This is a genomic window from Flavobacterium sp., from assembly GCF_052437795.1.
GTDB lineage: Bacteria > Bacteroidota > Bacteroidia > Flavobacteriales > Flavobacteriaceae > Flavobacterium.
The window spans coordinates 423,644-446,510 of the sequence record NZ_JBQVPA010000004.1; the positions used below are offsets into that span (position 1 = coordinate 423,644).

Consider the following 22,867-nt stretch of genomic DNA (forward strand, 5'->3'; position numbering starts at 1 on the left):
TCGAAAGGAGAGGTGGAGCGGGGATGTGCTGACAGAACATATATTAATTCTGCACGATGCTTATATTGATGCCGCCATAAAGGTGGTCGTACCTTTTCCTATGGCCGACTTTACCTTGTATTTTGCATTGAGGTACTGCATACGGAATTCAAGGCTGTTAAGGCCAAGGCCCTTTTTGAGCTGTTTGGTATCGAAGCCCTTGCCATTGTCTGTTACCGAGAGCGCAATTCCACTGGCCGTATGTCGAAATGCTACCTTTACCTGCGTAGCGCCCGCGTGCTTGATGATATTGGTAAGCAGTTCCTGTGCCACGCGGAGCAGCTGGATCTTTACATCGGGTGTCAGGTCCCCTCCTACCCTTACATCACTGTAAAAATCAATGCCCATTTTTTCCCTCCAGGGGTTGAGGACATTCTCTATCAGTTCCTCTGCACGGGAGAATTCGAGAAGTGGCGGAGTAAGGTCATGCGATATCCTGCGCGCCTCGGTAATGCTTTCGCCCAGCAGCCCTTCAATTTCGGGCAGTGGCGAGCCTATCTGGCTTTTCATCCGAATAAGGGTAAGCTTCCCGATAAGGCTGTCATGAAGGTCGGCGGCAATGCGCCCGCGTTCCTTCTCCTGTGCCTCAAGGTTGGTCTCCATTAACTTTTTTTGGTGCTCCAAAAGGGTTTGCGCCTCGCGGAGGTTGGCCTCTGTCATGCGCTTATAGCCCGCATGCATTATTTTTACCACAAAAAGGATGATGGTAAATATGAGTACGACTATAATAGTGATCCATATAGCAATTACCTTGGGGTCCTGCCATTTTTCCATAATCTCACCGGGGAATTGTTTCACCCCAAAAATAGGAAGATTATGGAGATTTGTCGATGAAAAAAGTAAGTTTACTAAATTATCTAACGCTTTTAGATGGGAGATCCTTCAAATTCCTATCTTCCAAAATAAAATAGATTAAGCATATATAAAATATAACCGTTAAGATCGTATTTGCTGATAAGAAATAAAACTTTAATCCACTACTTTCATTTACAAGAAAATTAAATGGCAATAAAAAAATCAGGTTCAATATAAAATAAACAAAAATCACAATATTGAGGGGAAAGTTATCCCATTTTGTTTCCTCGAACTTGTTGATTTTCTTGTAGAAAAACATCATTGCTATCAATATTACAACAAAATTATCTACCACTTTTGAATAGGGCTGAAATTGCCGGGGATTAAAATCATTAAGTATGAAATAATAGAAAAACTCTCCAACTATAAATAAGCCTCCTGTTGTACCTAAAAGTGCTATTATAAAATTTTTGGACCTTAAAAAGTACTTCTTATAAAAATAGATAAAGAAAGACATTTCTACGAAACTATAAATTGGGAAGAGTATTAAATTCATTCCTAAGTATACTTGTAATACTCTCCCCGTTAAATCAGTCATAAGCATCAGAATAAAATACACTAACAAAGTCCTGTGTACCCCATTCAAGTGCTTAAAGCTATATAGGCCCAATATTAAACCCACAATGAGTAACAATGGGGTTAACTTTGGCAAATGTTGTATAATTTCTTCGAAGCTCACTATTTATTCAACCTTATCTAAATCTGATCTCGATAGTTCCCAGTCAATTGCATGCTATTGAAGAGTGCTCGCAGCTATCATTAAATAAAAATCTGATGCTGCCGCACTTGCTCCATAGGGAGGTACGGGCTGTGAAAAATCGTCAAACTGCACTATCGATTTGTCATTGGCATTGGCAATGACAAGGTCGGCTGTCTTAGCCCCTTCTATTCCGCCTAATTGCAGCGCAAGCGTAGCAAGGCACTCCTGCGATTCAAAATCATCGGCAGGTATGTTAAAAGCCTTGAACATTCCTACAGGTTCTGCTGTTTGCTTTGGCACCCATGTTTTATATTGTTCTATCCAGCGTGTAATGCGTATCTCGGCCTCCAGGTCGGGTATGGTATGGGTTCCTAAAAGGCTCCACATGACCGGGCAGGCCTGCACGTAGTCGGAGAACGTGGTTGAATATTCCGGCTTGTCATAGGCATCCGGGATCAGGAAAAAATAGAGTTTTTCATTATGTATCCCAAGATAGGCGTGGATGTATTCAGACTCTTTTCCATAAGAAATGTTGTCGTAAGTAAAGCAGTTGCCCTGCTCAAGGAAGCTTACCAGTTTTTCGCTTTCGTGGATGTCTTCATTCCATCTCCCGATGGCTTCGAGGATCATTTTTGTAGTCATAGTATTATAATTTGGTTAATTGGGGTTGTTAAAATACTCACTGAGGTTTTAACAAATTTAAGTTTTTAGCCGATACCATAAGAGCTAAAACTGTAATTTTATCATTAATTCTTCAGCCTGCCGCAAGCTGTCCGCTTAAATGGCTGCACAGCTGTTAAATAAATACTGCATGTTGTACAAGCAATAGGTAATTTTAATAAATTAGCCCCATTATAACACTTTAAACAAATGAGGAAACTATTGTACCTGTTCGTGGCAGTATGCGTTTCGGCAACAGCTTCGGCACAAAAATTAACAGATAAGGACATCCAGGGCACATGGAAGCTGGCGGCACTTGAGGCCTCTGGCATGGTGATCGATGTAGTAAAGGAAAAAGTAACCCTTCCGCCGGAAACAGAGGCAATGCTTACCGAAGATCAAAAGGCTGAAATGAATGCCGGGATGGCACAGGCAATGGAAATGTTCCGTGAATCGTTCGCCAAGATCGAGGGTAAGAACCTTACGCAGAACCTTGGGCCTGAGGAGCAAAAAGGCACTTTTGTAATGGCTCAAAAAGATGGCAAGAACGTAATAACGCTTACACAGGAAGACGGTACTACGAAAGAAATCATCGTTTCTATCGTTGATAAAAAACTTCGCCTCGAAGAGAACGAAGGCGGCGCGGCAGCGGTTTTTGTTTACACTAAGCAATAAAACTATATTTTATAGGTTAATAGAGAGTCCCTGTACCATCGTGCAGGGCTTTTTTTATTACAATAAAGCACACCCTTATGAAGAATTTTTTACTACTGCTTACCCTGATGGTTTCAGCCGCATTAAGCGCCCAGGAAGTTACCCAGCAAAGCCTGCAGGGCATTTGGAAGATCTGCGCTTTTGACATTAATGGCATTCATTGGGATTTTAAGACCGATGTGGTAAAGCTTCCCACAGAATACGAAAATCTTGGCCAAAGCCAAAAGGATGCCATGATCGCCGACATAAGGCACGGCCTTGCCGACTATAAAGACGGCACGTTCATGATCAAAGGCAATTATATGGAGCAAACTATGGGCGGACAGACAGGGAGCGGCTCGTTTTCCATAGAAAAACAAAAAGATAACACTTTTTTGCGCATTGTGAATGATAATGCGGAAAAGTCGGTCGACCTGATGAAGGCTGTGCTTAAAGAAGGAAAACTGCACCTGACCGTTCCTGATGAAATGGGTGGTACATCAACACTGGTGTATTGCAGGTAAGCTTCTTTAGCTGACCTATGGGCTTTCCACATAAATGTAATCTACCGGTAGCAGGTCGCCGGCCTTAAGGGTTGCCATGTAACCGCCAAAGGTTATTTCATTTAATGGGAAGAACAACCCGTTAGGATCCACATAAAAAGTACCTGTGCTAAAGCTTATGGACGACTGCTCTTTTTTATCATACAGGATATTGAAGCTCACGCCATCATATTTACCTTTTGATGACCCGGGCCTTACCGTAAAAACGGTTATGGGGCGGACATCTTCCGGTGGGGCCTTCAGCAGCCGCACTTTTCTTAGCCCTAATGTATCAGTTACCACAAAATAGTCGTGGGGATCATCCGGAAAGCTGCCCACATAGAACCCGAACTTTTGTTTACCCCAATCACCATCCACCAGAGTTTTTACCAGGTGTGTTGGTGAACCGAGATAGGCTTCTTTTCTCCGTTTTTCGGCCTTCTCTTTATCTTTCTTTTCGGTTACATCGGTATAAAAAGTAGTCCCCGAGAAATGGGTACTGTACGCATCGATCTCCGAAAGGCTTCGGATGCGGTACTTTACGTTAAAGACGGCCAGCTCAAACACCACCTTGTACCCCAGGCGCGGGTTGGTTATCCTGATCGGCCTGGCGGCAACGGCATTCAGCGTATTATTGTCAACATCATACCAAAGCGTAATATCATTCTCATTTTCTATCGTGCAGGAACTTCCTGCTTTTGACCGCCCCAAAAACTCTTCTCTGAAAGCACGCAGCAATTGCTTCCTGCTAAAGGGGCCTTTCTTTTTGTTCACGATCACCTCATCCAGCCGTGTAGACTCTTCCCGCAACAGCACTTTGAAAGGCTTGCCATAACTGAACGGATCTTCCACCCTCATTGTCTCAAATCCTATGAAGCTTACCACGAGGGCGGCATTGTACTTTTGCGGAGCACTCATAGTAAAAAAGCCCCTGGCATCTGTCGTGGCAGAAAGCGTGGTGCCGTCCAGGTACACCCATGCACCTTCCAGCGGCTTATTCTCGGGTTCATCATACACATATCCTGAAATGGTCTGTGCATGGGTTTGCAGGCAAAAGAGGAATAGCAGCAGGGTAAAAAAATATTTCATACGTTGTAATTAGTTATCTGTTTCCACACTTATGCCCACCGAAACAGCATTGGGCAGGTAAATATTGGGGAACTTGTTATACAATTCAACCCTGTATTTCCCTTTGGCCAGCTGCACATTATCCTTTAAGGGTGTATCGAGGTCGCACACATCACCCAGGCATTCTGAAAGGTCATTGCCTTCCTTATCCCTAAGTTCCAGCATGATCGCAATATTTTCCTTTTCACCAGAGGGATGGGTGATCACAGCTTCTAGTGGGATAGATGTAAATTGCGGGTCGTGCACGTGCGAGAACGCAATTTTGATGCCGCCCGCACTAATGTCCTTTTCAAGATCAAACTCAAAACTTTTTACATCAGATGCCAGCCAGCGGTTGTCCTTAAAGTCTTTAGCATTTTCATGATACACTATGGTTTTCGTGCATGAGACTAAAGTTAAAAGGATCGCGATCAGGAGGAGAGATCTCATTTTTTTTGCGAATTAGGGGATCGTTAAATATTTTTTGGCCGATACTAAAATACAGAAAAATAACATATATTTAAATTCCGAATAAATTCCGACCAACTGAATGAGATCGCAAAGCCCGGCACAAATCTACAGATCAGACCTACGGGCGCATAGTGAAGACGGATCGCACCGGACCTATGCAACCTTTAACTTTGAGGAACACATCAGTCCCGACAGGAAACCCTTTGGGCAACTGCTGGCCATTAATGATGAAACCCTTGCGCCGGACACAACGCTGAAGAGAACGCTGCGCAAAAAGGAAAGTATAATTATAATACCACTGGTAGGAGCACTTGAATACGATCTCGAAGGCGATGAACCGCAGGCAATAATTCCGGGAGAAGCCTGGATACTGCCGTCGGCAGATAGCAGCGTCTGTGTGAGAAACCCGTATGACGACGAGTTGATCAACTTCCTGTACCTGGCGTTTTCGGCCCCGCTTTCAGCAACGATACCCGTGGTGGAAATAAAGCTCGAAGAAGGTAATGTACTGCACCCTTTTGCCGGAAATTTTGGTGGTGTGTTCTGTTACATGGGGATATATGACTGCCGAAAGGAAGATATTTACAAAGTCAGGAGGCCCGGGCACGGTATATTCGTATTTGTCATTAATGGGGCATTTGAAGTTTCCGGCAGGCTGCTCGAGGAAAGGGATGGCCTGGCAATGTGGAATGTTGAGGAGACCGACTTTGAATCCCTGTCCAACAATGCGATACTACTTGTGATAGAGGTGCCGTTGTAGCCGTCAGATCTTAAAACCCATTAACTACTTTAAATGGGCTATCGGCACATTCACCGCAACAAAAAAACCATTCACCTCAATTTTTATGTGGGTAAAGATCAGGCTCATATATTTGGAGCATAAAACCCCTCCGTTTACGCTGGAATATGATTCAGAAGTCAGCATTACTATTTACGACCTCAACGGCAGGCAGGTACGCAACCTGTACAACGGCTCCATGGATGCCGGGGCAAACGACATTTCCATAAACAGGGACGGCCTGCAAAGCGGTCTGTACCTCTGCAAAGTGGCGGTCAGTAATGGTAACGGCATCTTTGAGGAGAGTAAAAAATTAGTCATAAAATAGTAGCTGAATAGTTGGTTACTTTTGAAAGAAGGATTTATTCCCTCTTTCTTGTTTTCATACATCTGTCCCAGCCTAAAATACGCCTGGCCGTGCGCACCGTCATCGACAGTAATTCCCAAAACCCATGGGACCGCTATATTTTTGAGGATAGCTACCGCGAATACCTCATGCAGCAGCAATTGTATAACGATAAGGACAACCCGAAAAATACTTTCCGCGAGCTGCTGGCGGAAAACCCAAAAGCCGAAAAGCTGCATTTCCTTACAGGAATGGCAGCTGAACATTATGTAAGCCAGCGTAAGGGCAGCTTCTATCGCGTAACCGATGTGCTGGGCAGTACGTTTTTCCCTTTTACAGGCTACAAACTGGACATCATCAATACCGACATAACCGACATATCGCGGCACAAAGTCGGCATCACGCTGTTCTCACCACTGCTTAGTTATGTGGGCATCGTGAACAACTGCTATCTCGTATCGCTCAATACAGATGAGGGAGGAGGTTATGAAACAGTCATGTTCCCGGTACAGCTCCAACTGGCGATATGTTATTTCGAAGGAGAAAAGTTGTGTCAGGGAAGTAACGGATGATGCGATCATGCGTATAGCACAGATCATTTATCATACCACGCCTCCACTTTCACCTTTACCGTTTTGCTTTTGGCGGGTTTTGCGATCACAATGTTGTCGTCTTCGCTTTGATTGGTTGCTGCTTTCGAATCCCAGCTGCCACGCGTTATCCTGAACTCAATGGGGAATTGCACGTTAAGGGTTATTTCCCTTTCAAGATCAGAGACTTTTTTCAGTTTTACCTTTCCGGGATCCCAGTCACCGAGGCTGTTTTGGTTTCCGGCAATAAATGCCTCGTCATCCTTCTCCGGTACTGTAAACCTGAATGTGATCGGGATCAGTGCGCCCTGTGGCTTTGCAGGATTGCTTCCTATAAAGGCATTAAGCTTTTTTAGACCGAATATCAATGAAGGCACAAAGGTATGCCAATGGTTTTCATCCGGGAATTCCTTTACAAGCACGGTATAATTTCCAAGATCATCTTTGGCATCAATGAACGTTTTGACCTTCTTGTAGCCAATACCCCATTCTTCCCTCATTTTCACAAGTTCGTTACCCTGGCTGATATAGAGGAACTTCTTCTCATTAGGCTTATTGAAGTCGGCAGCAATGATATCATTCGCAAGCCTGTACTCATCATAGGCGAGGTTGGGCGAGATCGCAAGGCAGCCTTTAAATAGTGATGGTGCATTAATGGCCTTATCCAGCACAAAGGACGCACTAAGCGAATGCCCTATCGCATATCTTTCTGATGTCGTGCGGAACTTTGTCGACGAAGGGCATAACTTCATCCGTGACGTATTTCCGGAAATTTTCCGCATTGGGCTTTTTTGTAAGGGTAAGCTCTTCTACATTAATGGGTTTTGGCAGGTAATCGCTGTTGCGGTAGTAGTCCTGTTCAGGATACGGAGGCGAGCATATACCTACCACAATGCAGCTTCTCGGTTTATCAGTAAAGCCCATTGCCGCATGCACCATGTCGAACATTTCGCGGTTTTGGGCATCGAAAACATAAATGACGTCATAGCTCACCAGTTCCCGCTCATCATAAAACCGGGGTGTATATACAATTATCGGCCTGTCCTGTTTCAATACTTTCGACTTTATTTCCAGTATTTGCACACGTGGGATCTCCTGCGCTTTTGTCACTGAAGGCAGCAGCGTTAGAAGGCAGGTTAGCAGTACTACTTTACAAAGATCTTTCATGGAGGTTGGTATTTATAACTCCAAAAGTAAAGTAAGATAATACGCTAAAATTGTACGAATGGGACATTATTGTTAACTTTACGTACAAACTAACAACGACTATGGATATATTCATCTACATTTTTGCGGCACTTTTCTCGGTGATCAACCCGTTGGGGGCTATCCCAATATTTGTAGGCCTTACACAGGATGACACTCTTAAAGAACGCCAGCGCATTTCCTTCTGGACAGCGATCAATGTATTCATCATTATGATCATCTCCTTTTTCGTAGGGCAATACGTACTGGCATTTTTCGGCATCAGCATTGACGCGCTGCGTATTGCGGGTGGGTTCATAATCGTGAATTCGGGCTTTACTTTGCTCAACCGCAAGTTCAGCAAAAGCCGCGGCGTGAACAAAGAAGTAGAGACCGATGCCCAAAAGCGCAACGACATAGCCCTAACCCCACTGGCCATACCCATGCTTGCCGGACCGGGATCCATATCCCTGCTCATAGCCATGTACCAGGACTATAAGGACAATATTACCAGCCTCATCATTGCCTGTTGTGCTATGGCTGCAATGGCACTATCCATCTTCCTTATCATGCGCAGCTCGCATTACCTTTCAAGGATACTCGGCGCATCGGGCATTGTAGCCATTTCAAGGATAATCGGGTTTATAGTGATCGCTATCGGCATACAGTACATCGCAAGCTCTGTGGTGAATATTGTGGAGTCTATTGATTTTGGATAAAAACCGGTTTTCAGTCGCAGCCTGCCTGCCGACAAAGGCAGGCCGCAGTTCTCGTTAAAATGTCTTAGCTTAAAACTGCGGCCTGACCTGCTTGAGACCGATACTTGTTATTTGAATTTCTATTTCTTGATATGATATACGATCTTCATCTCTACCACATATTGCAGGCACACTTCGGGGTCGGAAGGGTTGATGACCTTATCGAACGATGAAGTATCTACACCCTGGTAATAGAATGTTTTTGCCTTGCGGGCCTCTTTCTTAACATACCTGTGGTCACCGTCTATGTAGCTAAGATCGGATGTCTCGAACGCGCTGTACTTTTGATACTGCGTACGCGGCTGCACGCTATAGTAGCTGTCCTGTATGATGTTGAAATCATCCGACAATACCGCTTTGAACGCTTTTACATATTTCTGTTTTTTTGCATCGATCGATCGTACCGCCTCATCAAATAATTTCGCGTAAAGTGCATCCACATCCAGGTTGATATATTCGGCCTTGACAATATCGTATATTGCGAAATCCGAAGCAATATCAGTAAGCTGGTTAAAAGCCTTAACATTGGTAAGGCGTACTATAACATTCTTCTTTATTTCAAAACCTGTTTCTTTTTGCACGGCTTTGGTCTCGCCCACTTCATAGTCATATATTTTAGTCTGCGAAATGAAATCGGTGTATACATCAGCTTCTTTTACGCCAAGACTTCTCACATCTTTAGTAAAGCCGTCAATGCGTTTTTTAATGGCCTCGTTGCAGCCCTTCACGGTTTTGGATTCCTGGCTCAGGCCGAGTGTTACGATAAGCACATCGGGGCGCACGTTCATCAGGATGCGTGTGGAGACGGTAAACTGGTCGCCGCTGGCCGAGATGGAGGTTTGCGGTGCCGTGTTGCCACGGCGATTGTTGTAATAATCATTGTTGTCACCGTAAACCTGGTTGCCGCTGATCTGGGCAGATGCGGAAAAGGAAATGAGTGTCAGGAGTAAAAGAAGTTTTTTCATGTTATTTGTTATTAATGATTAAATTTTCTGTCATTCCGAGCGTAGCGCAGCGAAGTAAGGAAATCCCAAAACCGGATACCTGAGATTTCTTCTATCGCCAAAATGACAAATGCACTATCGAAATTTCAATGGCAAAACTATTCCCTGCCCCGGAACAAACAGTGGTAAGACATTGGTAAACAAACCGAAAACTATTTTCCAGTAGTTTTACAGTACTTTTGCAGTAGGCTAAAGCGCCTATTTTACTACATTTACTTCCGGATGAATGACATTGCCCTTTTTTACCTGCTCAAGGAAAAGATTCTCGTTAAATACCGGGAGCATTACCCCTATTACACAGGGACGATACATGCATTCGGGAATAAGGACATCGCCCAGCTGATCGACCTCATCGAAAATGAAAGCAACGAGCGGGTCAGTGAAAAATGGGTATACACACACCTGAAGCCGGTACAGAATGAAAAACTGCCACGCAGGGACATGCTTGATATCTTTTGCAAATGGACAGGCTACGGTAACTGGGATGAATTCGTTTTCCGCCATAAAGAAGATACCACCCCGGCACAGACTGAAGAAAAACCAGTAACACAAAAAAGAAACAAAAGAGTCATATATATGATCACAGGCATAGGAGCAGTAGTTTTGGGCGCTGCCATCGCTTTTACAGGCGGCGACCTTACCATCTGCCTGCGCGACCGTTATACCCAAAAAGAAGTCGGGGAAGGCAAGGTCACTTTGTATGTACTGGAAAAAGGCAAAAAGCACAAACTGCAACGCGAGGGCAGCTGCTATGTTTTGAAAGGCCCACCTGCAGAAAGCGTTGTGATAGCCGAAAGCCCCTACTACAAGCCCGATACCCTGAAGATAGCAGCAGGGAGGACACAGTATGAATTTGACCTGCAGCCCGATGATTATGCCATGATGATGCGTGCCTATATGAATAATAATGCCGATGACTGGAAAAAACGCCGCAGCCAGCTGGATGCAGCAATCTCAGACGATGCGGTTATCGAGGAAATTATGTTCGACGACATTGGGGTAGAATTCCTGAACAAGGATGAGTTCATTAATAAGATCACCACACCTTCAAAAATTTCGAAGGCAATGGAGATCATTGAGATCGAATACAGCGGAAAGAAAATTGTTTCACTAAAATACATGCAAAAAGAAAAATGAAAAAACTGATGATCATAGCGCTTCTCGCGCTTGTACAGGCAGGCAATGCACAATCCTCAGGAGACAGGCGCAAGCCTGAAGGTATCTCCTCAAAAGAAATGGAAGCTTATACGCTTAAAGCCGAATCGAAGGCTGCAGAATTTTTCAGCTACCTCGAATTGCTAACCGACCCCTCGGCTAATGCAGAAATGAAGGCACAAACCGCGGCCGAAGCCGCGAAGCTTTACAAATACGATAGCGAAACCATAGAAAATGTATTCGATGAAAAAGAGAGTGTCATAACCATTCAGAAGCTGCTGGAACTCGCATCGGCACAGAAGAAGAAAGTACGCTTTTCTATAACCTCGGTCCAGGTGATGCTGATCGATGAAAATGCCAGGCGCAGCGAATGGATGATGACGTACGACCTTATTATCGGAAAAAGGGTCGTGAACGTCAGCCAGGTATTTATAATGGCCCTGGAAGAAAAGAAATTTGGCAACACCAAAAAATTAGTATGGAACTCCTACCTGGGCGAAATGCGAAGGTATAAATAAACAGCTTCAATTCACGGAAAGCTCTTCGGGCACAAGAGTGATGCTCAACCTGCCTGTAGGTAACCAGTTAGATATTCTGAGATATGGAATCACAACTGTATCAGGTCATACAGCGTTTTTTGCTGTAGCAGCGCCAGTGTATTGTCGCGTACTTCGGCCATAAAGTGATTTAGCGCGCAGGTCTCCTCTTGTGGGCAGTCGGCACATCTTTCATAAAAATTGAGACTCACGCACGGCAGCATGGCAATGGGACCGTCGAGCACCCTGATGAGCGTGGCCGCGGTAACGGTTTTGGGGTCTTTTAAAAGATAGTAGCCCCCACCCTTTCCTTTTTTGGAGCCAAGGATACCAAATTTCTTGAGGTCAAGCAGTATGGCCTCAAGAAATTTCTTAGGTATCTGTTCCTTTTCCGAAATATCCGAGATAAGTACGGGCGTGGGACCTTCCTGCTTAGCTATATAGATAAGCGCTTTTAATCCGTATTTCGTTTTTTTGGAAAGCATTTATTTCTTTAGTAAAAAAACTTCAGCCATCATGCACCGTGCGCTTCCGCCGCCGCAGGCCTCAATGGTATCAAGGCTTGAGCTGAGTATTTCGGTATGTTTTTCGATCCTTGCTATCTGGTCTTTTGTAAGCACCTGCCTTGCCGACTCGCTCATTACAAGGTAGCTCTTGCCGTTAGCGCCCTGCACCTGCAGCATATTGCCCGCAAAGTGGTTCAGTTGCGCTTCGGTAAGCAATATGATCTCCTTGCCGTCTGCACGAAGATTTTCAAGCACCATTTTACGTTCCTTCTTATCGTCGATGCAATCAGCGCAAATTACGGCAAAAGTATCGCCTATGCACATCATCACGTTGGTATGGTATATGTGCATGCGCTGCCCGTCCACGGTTTGGAATGCTTCAAATATTACCGGCGACAATTCAAAATCCTCGCAGTACTCTATCAGTAATTCTTCATCCGCCCGCGGCGAAAGGGCACAGTAGGCTTTATGGTTCGCCCTGTCAAGAACAATACTGCCAGTGCCTTCAAGGAAAATATTATCCTCTTCGGCAGAGGTATAGTCTACAATATTCTCTATGTTGAATCCCTGGTCTTCCAGCAGGTCAAGAATGTCCTCGCGGCGCTCACTGCGGCGGTTCTCGGCAAACATCGGGTACAAGGCCACATCGCCATTTTCATGGAAGGACACCCAATTGTTAGGGAATATCGAGTCGGGCGTATCAGGGTCAACGGTATCGTCAACCACCACGACATTGATGCCGGCGGCACGAAGCTTCTCTACAAAAGCATCGAACTCCTGTTGCGCCTTGGCATTTACGGTAGACGGCATCAGGCCATCCATAACTTTTTGGTAATAATTGTTCACTGCGGTCTGCTCGTTCATCCGGAAAGCTACCGGACGGATCATTAGCAGTGTATCTGTGATCTGTCTCATCGTATTGTTATTCCCTGATAAGGGGTAAAGTTGAACATCTTAAAAGCCCTTCCTGCTTGGCGATCTCGGCATAAGGCACTTCCTCTACGGTAAATCCGCGCTCCAGAAGCCAGTTTTTCAGCCTTGTAAAATCCTTCTCGATCACCACAACATTGTCATCTATCGAAAAGAAATTCGACATCATGTGGTACATCTCTTCCCTTTCTATGTGGAACAGGTTATCCTTGCCAAACAAGTCAACAAGATACAAATAATCTGCCTCTTCCCTAAAGCCGCTTTTATAAATTACCCCTTTATCTTTCCCCACGGGCTGGAAGCAGCAGTCAAGATGCAGTGCATTGTCGCGCGCCTCGATCCTCGACTTCACAAGATCGAACTCCTTTACGGTCTTGTTCGGGAAAAGCTGCTTTATATAATTCACGCCATGCATGTTGGTACGTGCCGTGATAAAATCTTTGTAATCACTTCCTTTGTAAGTCCCTATGAAGATATGGTCGTTCCATAAGATCACGTCACCGCCTTCAATATGCACTTCCTCGGGAGGGCGCACCACTTTGGCCGGATCCATTTTATCAATGATGTACTGTATCGCATCAAGTTCCCTCTCACGGTCCGGCAGGATGTTCGCCTTAATGAAGACATCATCGATAACAAATCCGATATCCCTGCTGAATATCTGGTTATAGTCATTAATGATCTCCGGGCGGTATACCTCAACATCATATTTTTGGAACACTGCGTTGAGCGCTTCCATTTCGGTGATCATATCGGCTTCTACAGGATAAGTACCTGCCTTGATATGTTCCAGCGATTTTGGGTCATAAGCCTCCTCTAACGCAGGTGTGGGGCCATTGCTTTGGGCAGTACCGAGCACTACAGCCTTAAGCCTTGAAGTTTCGTTCTTTACGTTCAAATGTAACATTGTTTGTTTGTGCTTTGGGCAAATATAAAAAAAAGCCCCCGTTGGGAGGCTCATTTTGATATTATTCTCATTATAAGTTTGGAAAAATAATGAAGTGCATATAGTATCCTATTTTACCACAAATTTCTTAGTAGCTTTTGCACCGTTCGAGTTAGCAGTAAGCAAATAGATCCCGGAAGCAAGGTTCGAAGTATTTATCGTATGGCTGCCACCGTCTACATTGCCCGAAACATATACCAGCTTACCGGTAATGTCGCGCACCTCGAATGCTACAGCCGATGCATCGGCCAACTTTATATTGATATGGTCACTGGCAGGGTTAGGGTACAGTGTCATTGAATTGGCACTGAATGTTTCATTACCCAATACTGCCATAGCAACAGCACCTTGGTACGGAATGAAATTTTGCTGTGTTATCGTAATGGAAAGTGGTATCAATTCACTTGAAAGTTCGCTTAGGACAATAGTGACCTGCCCGCCCGAAACAATGCCCGTACCAACAATAATACCATTCTGCGTAATTGCCACAACCGCTCCCTCAACAGGGCATTGTATCGTTATCGAACCCTCTGACTGCTCTATTACTTCCTGATGTACCGCTGTTATCTGCGATGCTTCAGCCGTCCTGAATATCACCGAAGGATCACCAAAAAGAACCCATGTCTGCATGATCTCGATAGCTGTAGTGCTTTCCCAGTAATTCTCCATCATACTGTATTGGCCGTTGTAAAACAGCCCTCCTAACGTACATTTTTCATTTCCCGGCTCACTGCCTGTGATAAGCTCTGTCATTTCATCCTGTGTCTGCATTGGCTCAGCCCACGCCATCAGGATAGATGATCCCGCTGCGGCGATCGCACCGGCCGGCGCATTATCGTGCTGTACCCTGAGCCAGGACTCACAGAACGAAGTACCCTGTGCGAACGTACCGTTGTTACAAGCTACAGAAACAATAAAAGGGTACATACCGTTATTCTCGAGCCCGAAAACTTCAGTATTTGTGAACCACCCTGTTGCAAGCAATTCCTGCGCACCATGTCCTGTGTAGTTCAAAAGTCCTATACCACCATTTACAGCGTCAGATATCATGTAAGACTCTACATTCCCTTCAGCGTCATATCCGCCATGGCTTCCGTCATATAGTTCATGTACATGGCTATAGCCATACCCCAGCAGCTTATTGGCAATATTCCTGTTATGCTGCCAGTCGGCTTCGCCATCATCGCCATATCCGTCGCCTTCGTCAGACCCAATGCCCGCGGCCCTGGTGATCCAGTTGCCTTCCAGCGGAGTGGTTTCATACTCAAGTGTGCGGCCCACCATTACGGCTACATCCTCCACACTTCCGGAGAACCTTCCTATGAGCGCTTCAGGATAAAAATCATCCCCCGCAAGCTGCACATAATAAGTATCACTCCAAAGTTCTTCATTAGCCCCGGTAAGGCCATACGTGTATGTCGGGAGGTCACTGTGGTCACCTGCCAACAATACATAGATCAGCCCGGGATTGTCATTATAAAAATCCTCAATATAGGCTTTTATGCTTTCAGGGGTATTGCCCGTCTGGGACAATGTGGCGACTGTAGTATTGATCCCCTTTTTTATTTTCCAGGCCACCAATGGCGCAAGGGTTTCTGTATAATTATCCGGCGCGATAACGAGCATCTCCCCACTTTCGGAAACGGGCTCATACATTAGGGCATTGGCATAGAGATTTTGGTACACCTGGCTGAATGCATTTGAAGGATGTGCTTTGCCACCGTTTATCTCATTCAGTCCGGCGATGCCATCATTTGTTACCACATTGGCGGTAATGTTCTTGTACAGCCTTAGCTTTTTGGTCACTGGATTGTACTGGTATGGGTAGAAAGACACCGAAACCCCACGAGTATCCCTAAGAATGAAAGGATCGGATATCGCGGCCAGCTTGCCGGGATAAAAAGCATCCTGGGTATAAGCTTCACCCATGTCATAAGGGATTAACTGAGGGTTTACATTCCTTTTCAGGCTGCCTTTAGAAGGAAGCACGGTAATATTATCAAATTCTTCATAACTGTCGTAGCTGATAACTACTGACACGTTACCGATATTCGGCACGATAACCGACTCCGAATGTACCGGAAGCGCAGGCGCACCTTTTACCATGGTCAGCACTTTTGCGCTGCCGCTGAAGTCCTGGCAGGCAATACCATTTACATTTTTAGTATGGGTTGTAAATCCTGCAGAGGTATTTTTCAGTGCTATCCCGCTGCCGCCATCCTGAATCAATTTGATCTCCTGTGCCGATACGCCCAACACTGAAAGCGACATCAACAGGACATAAGTAAAGTTTTTTGTCATAATTTCTGTTTTATTGTCTTCATAGCGGGCTAAAGGTAGCTATTTTTCCGATCAAAATGTTAACATACAACATTTATCACAAAAAAAGCCACTCCTGTTCGGGAGCGGCTTCACTATATCAAAATGGTGATTTATTTCCTGTTCTCTACACCTACAAAGTCACGCAGTGGTGCACCTGTGTAGATCTGCCTCGGACGCCCTATCGGCTCCTTGTTCACACGCATTTCTTTCCACTGTGCGATCCAGCCCGGAAGGCGGCCGATGGCGAAAAGAACGGTAAACATTTCGGTTGGGATGCCAAGCGCCCTGTAAATGATCCCAGAATAGAAATCTACGTTAGGGTACAGGTTCCTTGACTTGAAATACTCATCCTGCAATGCAGACTCTTCTAGTTTTTTTGCTATGGTAAGCACCGGATCGTCTACACCAAGGGTGGCAAGCACCTCGTCGGCTGCTTTTTTGATGATCTTGGCACGCGGGTCAAAGTTCTTGTACACCCTGTGGCCAAAGCCCATGAGGCGGAACGGATCATCCTTATCTTTTGCTTTAGCAAGGTATTTGTCTGCGTCACCTCCGTTAGCCTGTATCTCCTCAAGCATTTCCAGCACTGCCTGGTTGGCGCCACCGTGAAGCGGGCCCCAAAGAGCCGATACACCTGCTGAGATCGAAGCGAACAGGCCTGCATGCGACGAACCTACCATGCGTACTGTAGACGTTGAGCAGTTTTGCTCGTGATCGGCGTGAAGGATGAACAACTTGTCAAGGGCGTCGATAATTACCGGGTTGCTTTTGTAAGGGCCGGTAGGAAGCTCGAACATCAGCCTCATGAAGTTTTCTACATAGCCTATGGTGTTGTCATAATAGTTGAGCGGGTAGCCCATGTTCTTACGGTATGTCCATGTTGCGATAACCAGGAATTTACCCATGGTCTTGCAAACAGCCTCATACATATCTTTTTCATTGGCTACATTCACCGATTTCGGGTTGAAAGCCGTAAGCGCGCTGGTAAGGCATGCCAGCACTCCCATTGGGTGCGCATTTTTAGGGAAGCCATCAATTATGTTCTTCATCTCCTCGTTCACGAGGGTATATTTCCTGATATCGGTCTCAAATTTTTCAAGCTGGGCAGCTGTTGGCAGCTCACCAAAGATCAAAAGGTAAGAAACTTCAAGAAAGTTGGATTTCTCGGCAAGGTCTTCAATAGAATAACCCCTGTAACGCAGGATCCCCTCTTCCCCGTCAAGGAAAGTAATTTCGCTTTTACATGATCCTGAGTTCTTATAACCCGGGTCCATAGTTATTGCACCGGTCTCACTGCGCAGCTTATCGATATCGATGGCAACTTCATTTTCAGTACCCACAATTATCGGGAACTCATACTTTTTGCCATCAATTTCTAATATTGCAATATTTGACATGATTTATATTGTGATTTTGGTTCAGAAAAAATTAATCCTGCGAATTTAATAAATTGAAATCAATTTTTAAAGGAAACTACGTAAGAAAATGGTTAAATATGACAATAAATAGCAAAAGTCAATATCATGGGACATTGACTTTTGATAAATATTTAAAAACAAACTATCTTATCACTCCTTAATAACCTTCTCAAGCTTCACGCCTTTTTCAGTCCTTACTTTCACAAAGTACATTCCCGCCTGCCTTGATCTCAGGTCGATGGTCGTATTCATATCATTCACTATCCCTGTCTCCAACAGCCTGCCCTGTACATCGTACATTTCAATAGATCTAATTGTACTATCAGCGGTAATTGTGAGCATGGTTTTGGCCGGGTTAGGGAACATCATTACTGAATTGTCTTTTTCAAGATCGCCCGTGCCCAGGTTTTCAAATACCGTATTGGCATCATTCGTCTCCACAGGGAATTTGTAGTCGAAGAATATCCTGGCGTTGTTGGTTACCGATGATCCCGCAGAAAGGCTTGGCTTGGTTTTTACCTTGAAAAGTATGTTACCATGGTCGGCGGCGGCAAGGCTGGCATTCCGGAACATGAATTCTACCCTGTTACCTGTAACCATCGTGCGCATTGCGTGCGAACTGTTGAGCACCTGTACCGATGCCGCGTCAAACTGTGTTGGGTCGATATCGTGTTTTACCACCACATTGGCTATCGGATCCGTGCCGGTATTCTTGAAGTTAACCACATAATGCAGATAATTACCTATGTTGGCAGGCGATTCGCTCTCGCCTTCAATGCATACTATATTGTTCGGGTTAAACGCCCCTACAACTTTTTGATCCAGGCTAAAAGTATTGTCCTGCGGAATATCATCGCCCGAAGTTGTTGTTATTGTCGAAGAGAAGAGCAACACATCGCCTACATTTACAGGCTGAGTGTCCGACGGGCTGTTAATGTCCAGCGATACGTTGATCTCCCTGTTCTCAAATGGCTTCAGGTTGTTATAATTCCATGTATAGGTCCCGGGAACAATGTTATCCGGCATTGGGCTTACATAAGCATAGTCCAGGTAGCTCTCGTCGCAGCTGAGCGTAACGCTGCCGGAAAGGGCCTGGTTACCCTTGTTCTTATACACCACTTTATAGGTTGCCTCCCCGCCCGGTACAGCAGGCATGAGTGGCTCGATCACCACTTCTACATCAGGGTTATTTCCGTTAGGCGCAATGCAAAAATCGCGCACTTCTACCGACTCGTCCACTAATGGGAACGTAACGGTCTCAGACACTTGGGTAATTGTAAAGAACCCCGCATTCTCAAGTTGGGGGGCAATGGTGTAGGCACCTGCCTGGGTATAAAAACTGTAATTGCCCTGTGTATCTGTAAATGTAGCGCCCGGCACAACTATGCCATCAATGCTTATCGGGATGAAAGGCTGCGGAATATCGCCCGCATCACATCCATCGCCATCTCCGTCAAAAAGTATGGCGCCGGTAATGGTGTTGTAAGCGCCGCCGGGAACAAAGGTGCAGTAGCTATTAAAGCTCACTGTAAGGGTGTTAGTGTTCAGGATCGTGCTTACCACTGCTTCCTCAAACTCATCAATGCACACGAACTCGAGGTTAGCATTGCCGTACCAATGATTAGGTGCATTCGTTGCATCATATACCTGGGCCGCACCATTTTTAATATTTATAAAAGTAATATCGTTTTGAAAGCAATCCAATTCGTTAAAAGCGGGATTCCCCGAAAAGTCAAGGGATGTAAGCTGGTTTTCAGAACAGTTCACACTGATAAGATAATCAAGCCCGGTGAAGTCGAGGGTAGCAATATAGTTTTTGTTGCATACTAACTCTTCCAAATGAGTCAATCCTGTCAGATCGAGCATTGAAAGGTTGTTGTCCCCGCATTCTATAAGGCGAAGGTCGGGCAGGTTGGCTACCGTAAGGCTCGTAAGACTGTTACTGTTGCACTTAAGCTCACGCAGATCGGCTAACGGGGTCACGTTAAGCAATGTGAGGCTGTTATTATCACACTCCAGCCAGCGAAGGTCTGTAAGCCCGGCAAAGCTTATGGTGGAAAGGCTGTTATCCGAACAATATAGTCCGCGCAGGTTTGAAAGCCCTGTAAGGCTCAGGGTGCTTATGTTGTTCGATCCGCAATATACCGTTTCAAGATTCACTAAGCCATTCAGGGTAAGTGTGGCAATTGAGTTGCCACTGCAATCCAGGGCTTCAAGGTTGCCGAAGGACTGTATGCCCGTCATATTGGTTATAGATGCGCCGGGAACATTCAGTTCATATACAGCATTCGCCTCCGATTGCTGGATGTAGTTATCATTGTTCGTATCAACCTTTATCGAAGCACCGCTGCTGCCCTTGGCAATGTTATTGGCCGTACTGGCCTGAAGCAGCTTATTCCTGAAGTTGGTATCAGGTATATTTACTATCTGTGCCCCCGCAATGCCGGTACAAAACAGTAGCAGGATGGGTAATAATCGTTTCATAACAGATCTTGTTATCAGTCAGTTTTTTCAAATATATAGCATTCAATACGATATAGCGGCTACCGTCGAGAATTCGGCGGCTCCCGTTTAGAATTCGCTTTACTATAACGACTTCAGCAGTTCCTGGAGCCTTTCCTTTTTACGCTGTGAAATGGGCAGGTTGCTGTTATCGGCCATTACCGCATAGCCACCATCCTTTTTGATATATGATCTCAGGTAGGCCAGGTTTATCAGGTGCGACTGGTGTATCCTCTCAAATCCCTGTTCAGAGAGCAGGTCCTCATATTCCTTCAGCGTCTTCGCGATCAGCACCGGCTTGTGGTCCTTGATGTGGAAGCGTGTATAATTGTCCTGCGACTCCAGCCTTATGATGTCGCTCACCTCAAAAAGGTGTATGCCGTCTGACGTGGACAGTGCGATCCTCTTGAATTTGTCTACCTTCTTGCGGATGTTCTCCAGCAATAGGTCAATATGCGCGTAGTTGTCGTTGTTCGACAGCACTTTTTTTATCTTTTCGATCACTTTTTGCAGCTCTTCCGGATCCACCGGCTTCAGTAGGAAATCCAATGCGCTAAAGCGGAATGCCTTTACCGCGAACTCCTCATGTGCCGTTATGAAGACCACGTGCGAAGTAAGGCTGCCTTTTTTTTGCGCGAACTGTTCCAATATGTCGAACCCTGTGCCATCCCCTAGCTGTATGTCGAGGAATATCACGTCGGGCTGGTGGGTCGCAATGGCCTGGATGCCGCCCTTTACGCTGTCGGCCTCGCCCAGTATCTTAATGTCAGGCGCGTACATTGCAAGCAATCCTTTCATCCCGTTCCTCAGGTTAGCATCGTCATCTATAAGTAAAGCTGTGATCATGAGTTAGTTATTAGCATATTGTACAGGCAAATGTAATATAATTCGCGTTCCTGCCGGTTCGCCTGTCGCATTTGTTATTTCTTTTATTTCTACTTGCGAATGCCTCGACGTTACCGCCTGTATCACTTCCAGCCTTTTGCGGGTGATCTCCATCGCCATCGACTTGTGTACCGTAACCGAAGCTTCCTTCAGTTTTTTCGACCTGTTGATGCCAATACCATCGTCCGTCACCGTACATATCAGCTTTTCGCCCTCCAGCTTAAAGCCGACAGTGATACGCCCGCGCATCTTTTTCGGGACAATGCCATGGATGATGGAATTTTCTACAAAAGGCTGCAACAACAATGGCGGCAGCGCCATGTCATCTTCGATATTGGGGTCTTTTGTGATCTCGAACTCGAACATATTGTTGAAGCGCAGCTGCTCCAGCTCAAGGTAGTTTTGCAGGCTCTCTATCTCCTTGTCGATCGGTATCAGCGATTCTTTTGAGTATTCCAATGTAAGGCGCATCAGCTTCGAGAATTTCGAAAGGTATTTTATCGCCTGGTCAGTGCCGTTCTGTACAATAAAGCTCGAAATGCTCCCCAGGCAGTTGAACACAAAGTGCGGGTTCATTTGCAGGTGCAATGCCTTTTGCTCATATTCGGCAAGGTCCCGCTGCAGGGTCAGGCGTTTTTTCAGCTGCAGCCTGCTATAGATGAGGAACGCTATACCGAACAATAATAAAGCCGACAGCCCTATGAACACCATCTGCTGTACGTGGCGCTTGGCCTGCTCGTCATAAAGTACCTGGCGTTTCTCGTCCTCTACTTTTTGAAGGGCGGCTTTGCGCTCAAACTCGTAGTTCATCTCCTCGCGCACAATGTTCTTTATGTTCTCGCTGTTGATGATCTTGTCCTTGGCGGCCGTATATTTTTTATAATGGAGGAGCGCCTCGCCGGCATTGCCCATCTTTTCATAAATGTCGCTTAATGCCTTTTCCGATTCCTTAACCTGCTCCAATACGCCAATTTCTTCGGCCAAAGCCGATGAACGCTCCAGGTTGGCAATGGCATCGGCAGTTTTTCCTTCCAATACATAAATATTGCCAAGGAAAGTTAGTGATGATGCCGCACCATACTTCTCCCCCGATCGCTCAAAAATATCCAGTGCCTTATTATAATAGGCTACTGCTTTTGGAAGATCGTTCTTCTTTCTGTAAAAATTCCCGAAGTTGTTATAGAGCTCCGCAAGGCCGCGGTTGTTCTCAAACTTGCCGAATTGCGCTTCGGCCTCATTGAAGGATTGCAGCGCTTTTTCGTCTTCATCTTTCGCAAGATAAATTTTCCCGATGTTGGAAATTGTAATGGCAGAGGAAGGGTCGCCGGTCTTCTTTTGTATCCAAAGTGCCTTGTTGAAGTATTCGAGGGCTTTGGTGTATTCTTTTTGTGTGCTGTAAATGTCGCCGATGTTGTTGTATACAATGGCTACTATTTCCTCCTGCCCTGTTTCCCTAAACAACTTCAATGCCTTAAAATAGTACTCCAGCCCTTTCGCGTAATTATTCTGTTCAGAACAAACGATGCCGATACTGCCGTATACGTTCGCCAGTCCATCCTTGTGATCATTGTTTTTCGGGTCCGACTTTACCAGCGATTCATATAGTGACTGCGAATTGGTAAAGCTTTTCAGCGCCTGTGTATATTTGCTCAGGATGATGTTGGCATTTCCTATGTTGCGCCAGGAGTCGGCTTCGTACTGCTTTAATCCTGCTTTATGCGAAACTTCCATGGCCTGCCTGGCATACCTAAGCATCTGTTCCGGCTCGTTCTCATATTCTGCCGATATCGCATTAAGCAAGACAGCCTTCTCTTTCTCATCTTTAGGATGCTTCAGCTCAGTAAATAAGCTATCTAGTAGTTTCGTTTGCGAGAATGACGGCACACTGCTGAAAACAGCACAAAGCAAAGCCAGGTATTTTAAGATCTTCATACGCCGC

General features: G+C 45.4%; 24 protein-coding genes. 8 read left to right on the top strand and 16 right to left on the bottom strand.

The window, feature by feature from the left end; genetic code table 11:
* Positions 1-60: 60 nt before the first annotated feature.
* The 3 genes from ACT6R0_RS14740 to ACT6R0_RS14750 all read right to left on the bottom strand — a co-directional run bounded on the left by ACT6R0_RS14740 (position 61) and on the right by ACT6R0_RS14750 (position 2,236).
* Positions 61-813 (bottom strand): sensor histidine kinase, encoded by a 753-nt coding sequence (locus ACT6R0_RS14740; RefSeq protein WP_444654006.1) that lies wholly within the window; start codon positions 811-813, stop codon positions 61-63.
* Between the two features lie 79 nt (positions 814-892).
* Positions 893-1,573, bottom strand: coding sequence for a hypothetical protein (locus ACT6R0_RS14745; RefSeq protein WP_444654005.1), 681 nt, complete (start codon positions 1,571-1,573; stop codon positions 893-895).
* Between the two features lie 54 nt (positions 1,574-1,627).
* A complete protein-coding gene (locus ACT6R0_RS14750; RefSeq protein ID WP_444654004.1) occupies positions 1,628-2,236 on the bottom strand; it encodes a hypothetical protein in 609 nt (202 codons plus the stop codon).
* A 228-nt stretch (positions 2,237-2,464) separates the two neighbouring features.
* On the opposite strand from ACT6R0_RS14750, the gene ACT6R0_RS14755 reads away from it, so the two are divergent.
* Complete coding sequence (locus tag ACT6R0_RS14755; protein ID WP_444654002.1) at positions 2,465-2,929, top strand: hypothetical protein; 465 nt, start codon at positions 2,465-2,467, stop codon at positions 2,927-2,929.
* Between the two features lie 77 nt (positions 2,930-3,006).
* Entirely contained in the window at positions 3,007-3,471 is a 465-nt protein-coding gene (locus tag ACT6R0_RS14760) for a hypothetical protein (RefSeq protein WP_444654001.1), read from the top strand.
* A 15-nt stretch (positions 3,472-3,486) separates the two neighbouring features.
* Here the strand turns inward: ACT6R0_RS14760 and ACT6R0_RS14765 are convergent, their stop codons facing one another.
* On the bottom strand, positions 3,487-4,578 hold the full coding sequence (locus ACT6R0_RS14765; protein ID WP_444654000.1) for a carboxypeptidase-like regulatory domain-containing protein: 1,092 nt from the start codon (positions 4,576-4,578) through the stop codon (positions 3,487-3,489).
* 9 nt (positions 4,579-4,587) lie between these two features.
* On the bottom strand, positions 4,588-5,046 hold the full coding sequence (locus ACT6R0_RS14770; RefSeq protein ID WP_444653999.1) for a hypothetical protein: 459 nt from the start codon (positions 5,044-5,046) through the stop codon (positions 4,588-4,590).
* A 100-nt stretch (positions 5,047-5,146) separates the two neighbouring features.
* On the opposite strand from ACT6R0_RS14770, the gene ACT6R0_RS14775 reads away from it, so the two are divergent.
* The 3 genes from ACT6R0_RS14775 (at position 5,147) to ACT6R0_RS14785 (ending at position 6,763) form a co-directional block, all read left to right on the top strand.
* Positions 5,147-5,827 (top strand): pirin family protein, encoded by a 681-nt coding sequence (locus ACT6R0_RS14775; protein ID WP_444653997.1) that lies wholly within the window; start codon positions 5,147-5,149, stop codon positions 5,825-5,827.
* Between the two features lie 85 nt (positions 5,828-5,912).
* On the top strand, positions 5,913-6,173 hold the full coding sequence (locus ACT6R0_RS14780; protein WP_444653996.1) for a T9SS type A sorting domain-containing protein: 261 nt from the start codon (positions 5,913-5,915) through the stop codon (positions 6,171-6,173).
* 89 nt (positions 6,174-6,262) lie between these two features.
* The gene (locus ACT6R0_RS14785) at positions 6,263-6,763 is read left to right on the top strand and encodes a hypothetical protein (protein WP_444653995.1); all 501 of its coding nucleotides are present in this window, start codon (positions 6,263-6,265) and stop codon (positions 6,761-6,763) included.
* 23 nt (positions 6,764-6,786) lie between these two features.
* Here the strand turns inward: ACT6R0_RS14785 and ACT6R0_RS14790 are convergent, their stop codons facing one another.
* On the bottom strand, positions 6,787-7,533 hold the full coding sequence (locus tag ACT6R0_RS14790; protein WP_444653994.1) for a hypothetical protein: 747 nt from the start codon (positions 7,531-7,533) through the stop codon (positions 6,787-6,789).
* On the bottom strand, positions 7,463-7,948 hold the full coding sequence (locus ACT6R0_RS14795) for an alpha/beta hydrolase-fold protein (RefSeq protein ID WP_444653993.1): 486 nt from the start codon (positions 7,946-7,948) through the stop codon (positions 7,463-7,465). Before ACT6R0_RS14795 ends, ACT6R0_RS14790 begins: the two co-directional genes overlap by 71 nt.
* Before the next feature lie 101 nt (positions 7,949-8,049).
* Between ACT6R0_RS14795 and ACT6R0_RS14800 the strand changes: the two genes are divergently transcribed.
* A complete protein-coding gene (locus tag ACT6R0_RS14800; protein ID WP_444653992.1) occupies positions 8,050-8,685 on the top strand; it encodes a MarC family NAAT transporter in 636 nt (211 codons plus the stop codon).
* Between the two features lie 119 nt (positions 8,686-8,804).
* Here the strand turns inward: ACT6R0_RS14800 and ACT6R0_RS14805 are convergent, their stop codons facing one another.
* Positions 8,805-9,689, bottom strand: a complete 885-nt coding sequence (locus ACT6R0_RS14805; RefSeq protein WP_444653990.1) for an SIMPL domain-containing protein — start codon at positions 9,687-9,689, stop codon at positions 8,805-8,807.
* A gap of 261 nt (positions 9,690-9,950) precedes the next feature.
* Here ACT6R0_RS14805 and ACT6R0_RS14810 point away from each other — a divergent pair, with 261 nt between their 5' ends.
* Both ACT6R0_RS14810 and ACT6R0_RS14815 read left to right on the top strand, forming a co-directional pair.
* Positions 9,951-10,865, top strand: coding sequence for a hypothetical protein (locus tag ACT6R0_RS14810; protein ID WP_444653989.1), 915 nt, complete (start codon positions 9,951-9,953; stop codon positions 10,863-10,865).
* Complete coding sequence (locus tag ACT6R0_RS14815; protein ID WP_444653988.1) at positions 10,862-11,401, top strand: hypothetical protein; 540 nt, start codon at positions 10,862-10,864, stop codon at positions 11,399-11,401. Before ACT6R0_RS14810 ends, ACT6R0_RS14815 begins: the two co-directional genes overlap by 4 nt.
* Positions 11,402-11,490: 89 nt before the next feature.
* Here the strand turns inward: ACT6R0_RS14815 and ACT6R0_RS14820 are convergent, their stop codons facing one another.
* The 8 genes from ACT6R0_RS14820 to ACT6R0_RS14855 all read right to left on the bottom strand — a co-directional run bounded on the left by ACT6R0_RS14820 (position 11,491) and on the right by ACT6R0_RS14855 (position 22,860).
* Positions 11,491-11,904 carry an RrF2 family transcriptional regulator gene (locus ACT6R0_RS14820; protein ID WP_444653986.1) on the bottom strand — a complete coding sequence of 138 codons (414 nt, stop codon included), beginning with the start codon at positions 11,902-11,904 and terminating at the stop codon, positions 11,491-11,493.
* On the bottom strand, positions 11,905-12,840 hold the full coding sequence (gene ctlX, locus ACT6R0_RS14825; RefSeq protein ID WP_444653985.1) for a citrulline utilization hydrolase CtlX: 936 nt from the start codon (positions 12,838-12,840) through the stop codon (positions 11,905-11,907).
* Positions 12,841-12,847: 7 nt separating this feature from the next.
* Positions 12,848-13,762: a dimethylarginine dimethylaminohydrolase family protein gene (locus ACT6R0_RS14830; protein ID WP_444653984.1), complete on the bottom strand. Its 915-nt coding sequence runs from the start codon at positions 13,760-13,762 to the stop codon at positions 12,848-12,850.
* A 108-nt stretch (positions 13,763-13,870) separates the two neighbouring features.
* Positions 13,871-16,102, bottom strand: a complete 2,232-nt coding sequence (locus ACT6R0_RS14835) for a C25 family cysteine peptidase (protein ID WP_444653983.1) — start codon at positions 16,100-16,102, stop codon at positions 13,871-13,873.
* A gap of 131 nt (positions 16,103-16,233) precedes the next feature.
* Complete coding sequence (locus tag ACT6R0_RS14840; protein ID WP_444653982.1) at positions 16,234-17,520, bottom strand: citrate synthase; 1,287 nt, start codon at positions 17,518-17,520, stop codon at positions 16,234-16,236.
* 171 nt (positions 17,521-17,691) lie between these two features.
* Positions 17,692-20,025: a DUF7619 domain-containing protein gene (locus tag ACT6R0_RS14845; protein WP_444653980.1), complete on the bottom strand. Its 2,334-nt coding sequence runs from the start codon at positions 20,023-20,025 to the stop codon at positions 17,692-17,694.
* A 102-nt stretch (positions 20,026-20,127) separates the two neighbouring features.
* Positions 20,128-20,889 (bottom strand): LytR/AlgR family response regulator transcription factor, encoded by a 762-nt coding sequence (locus ACT6R0_RS14850; protein WP_444653978.1) that lies wholly within the window; start codon positions 20,887-20,889, stop codon positions 20,128-20,130.
* A gap of 3 nt (positions 20,890-20,892) precedes the next feature.
* Complete coding sequence (locus ACT6R0_RS14855) at positions 20,893-22,860, bottom strand: tetratricopeptide repeat-containing sensor histidine kinase (protein ID WP_444653977.1); 1,968 nt, start codon at positions 22,858-22,860, stop codon at positions 20,893-20,895.
* Positions 22,861-22,867 lie beyond the last annotated feature (7 nt).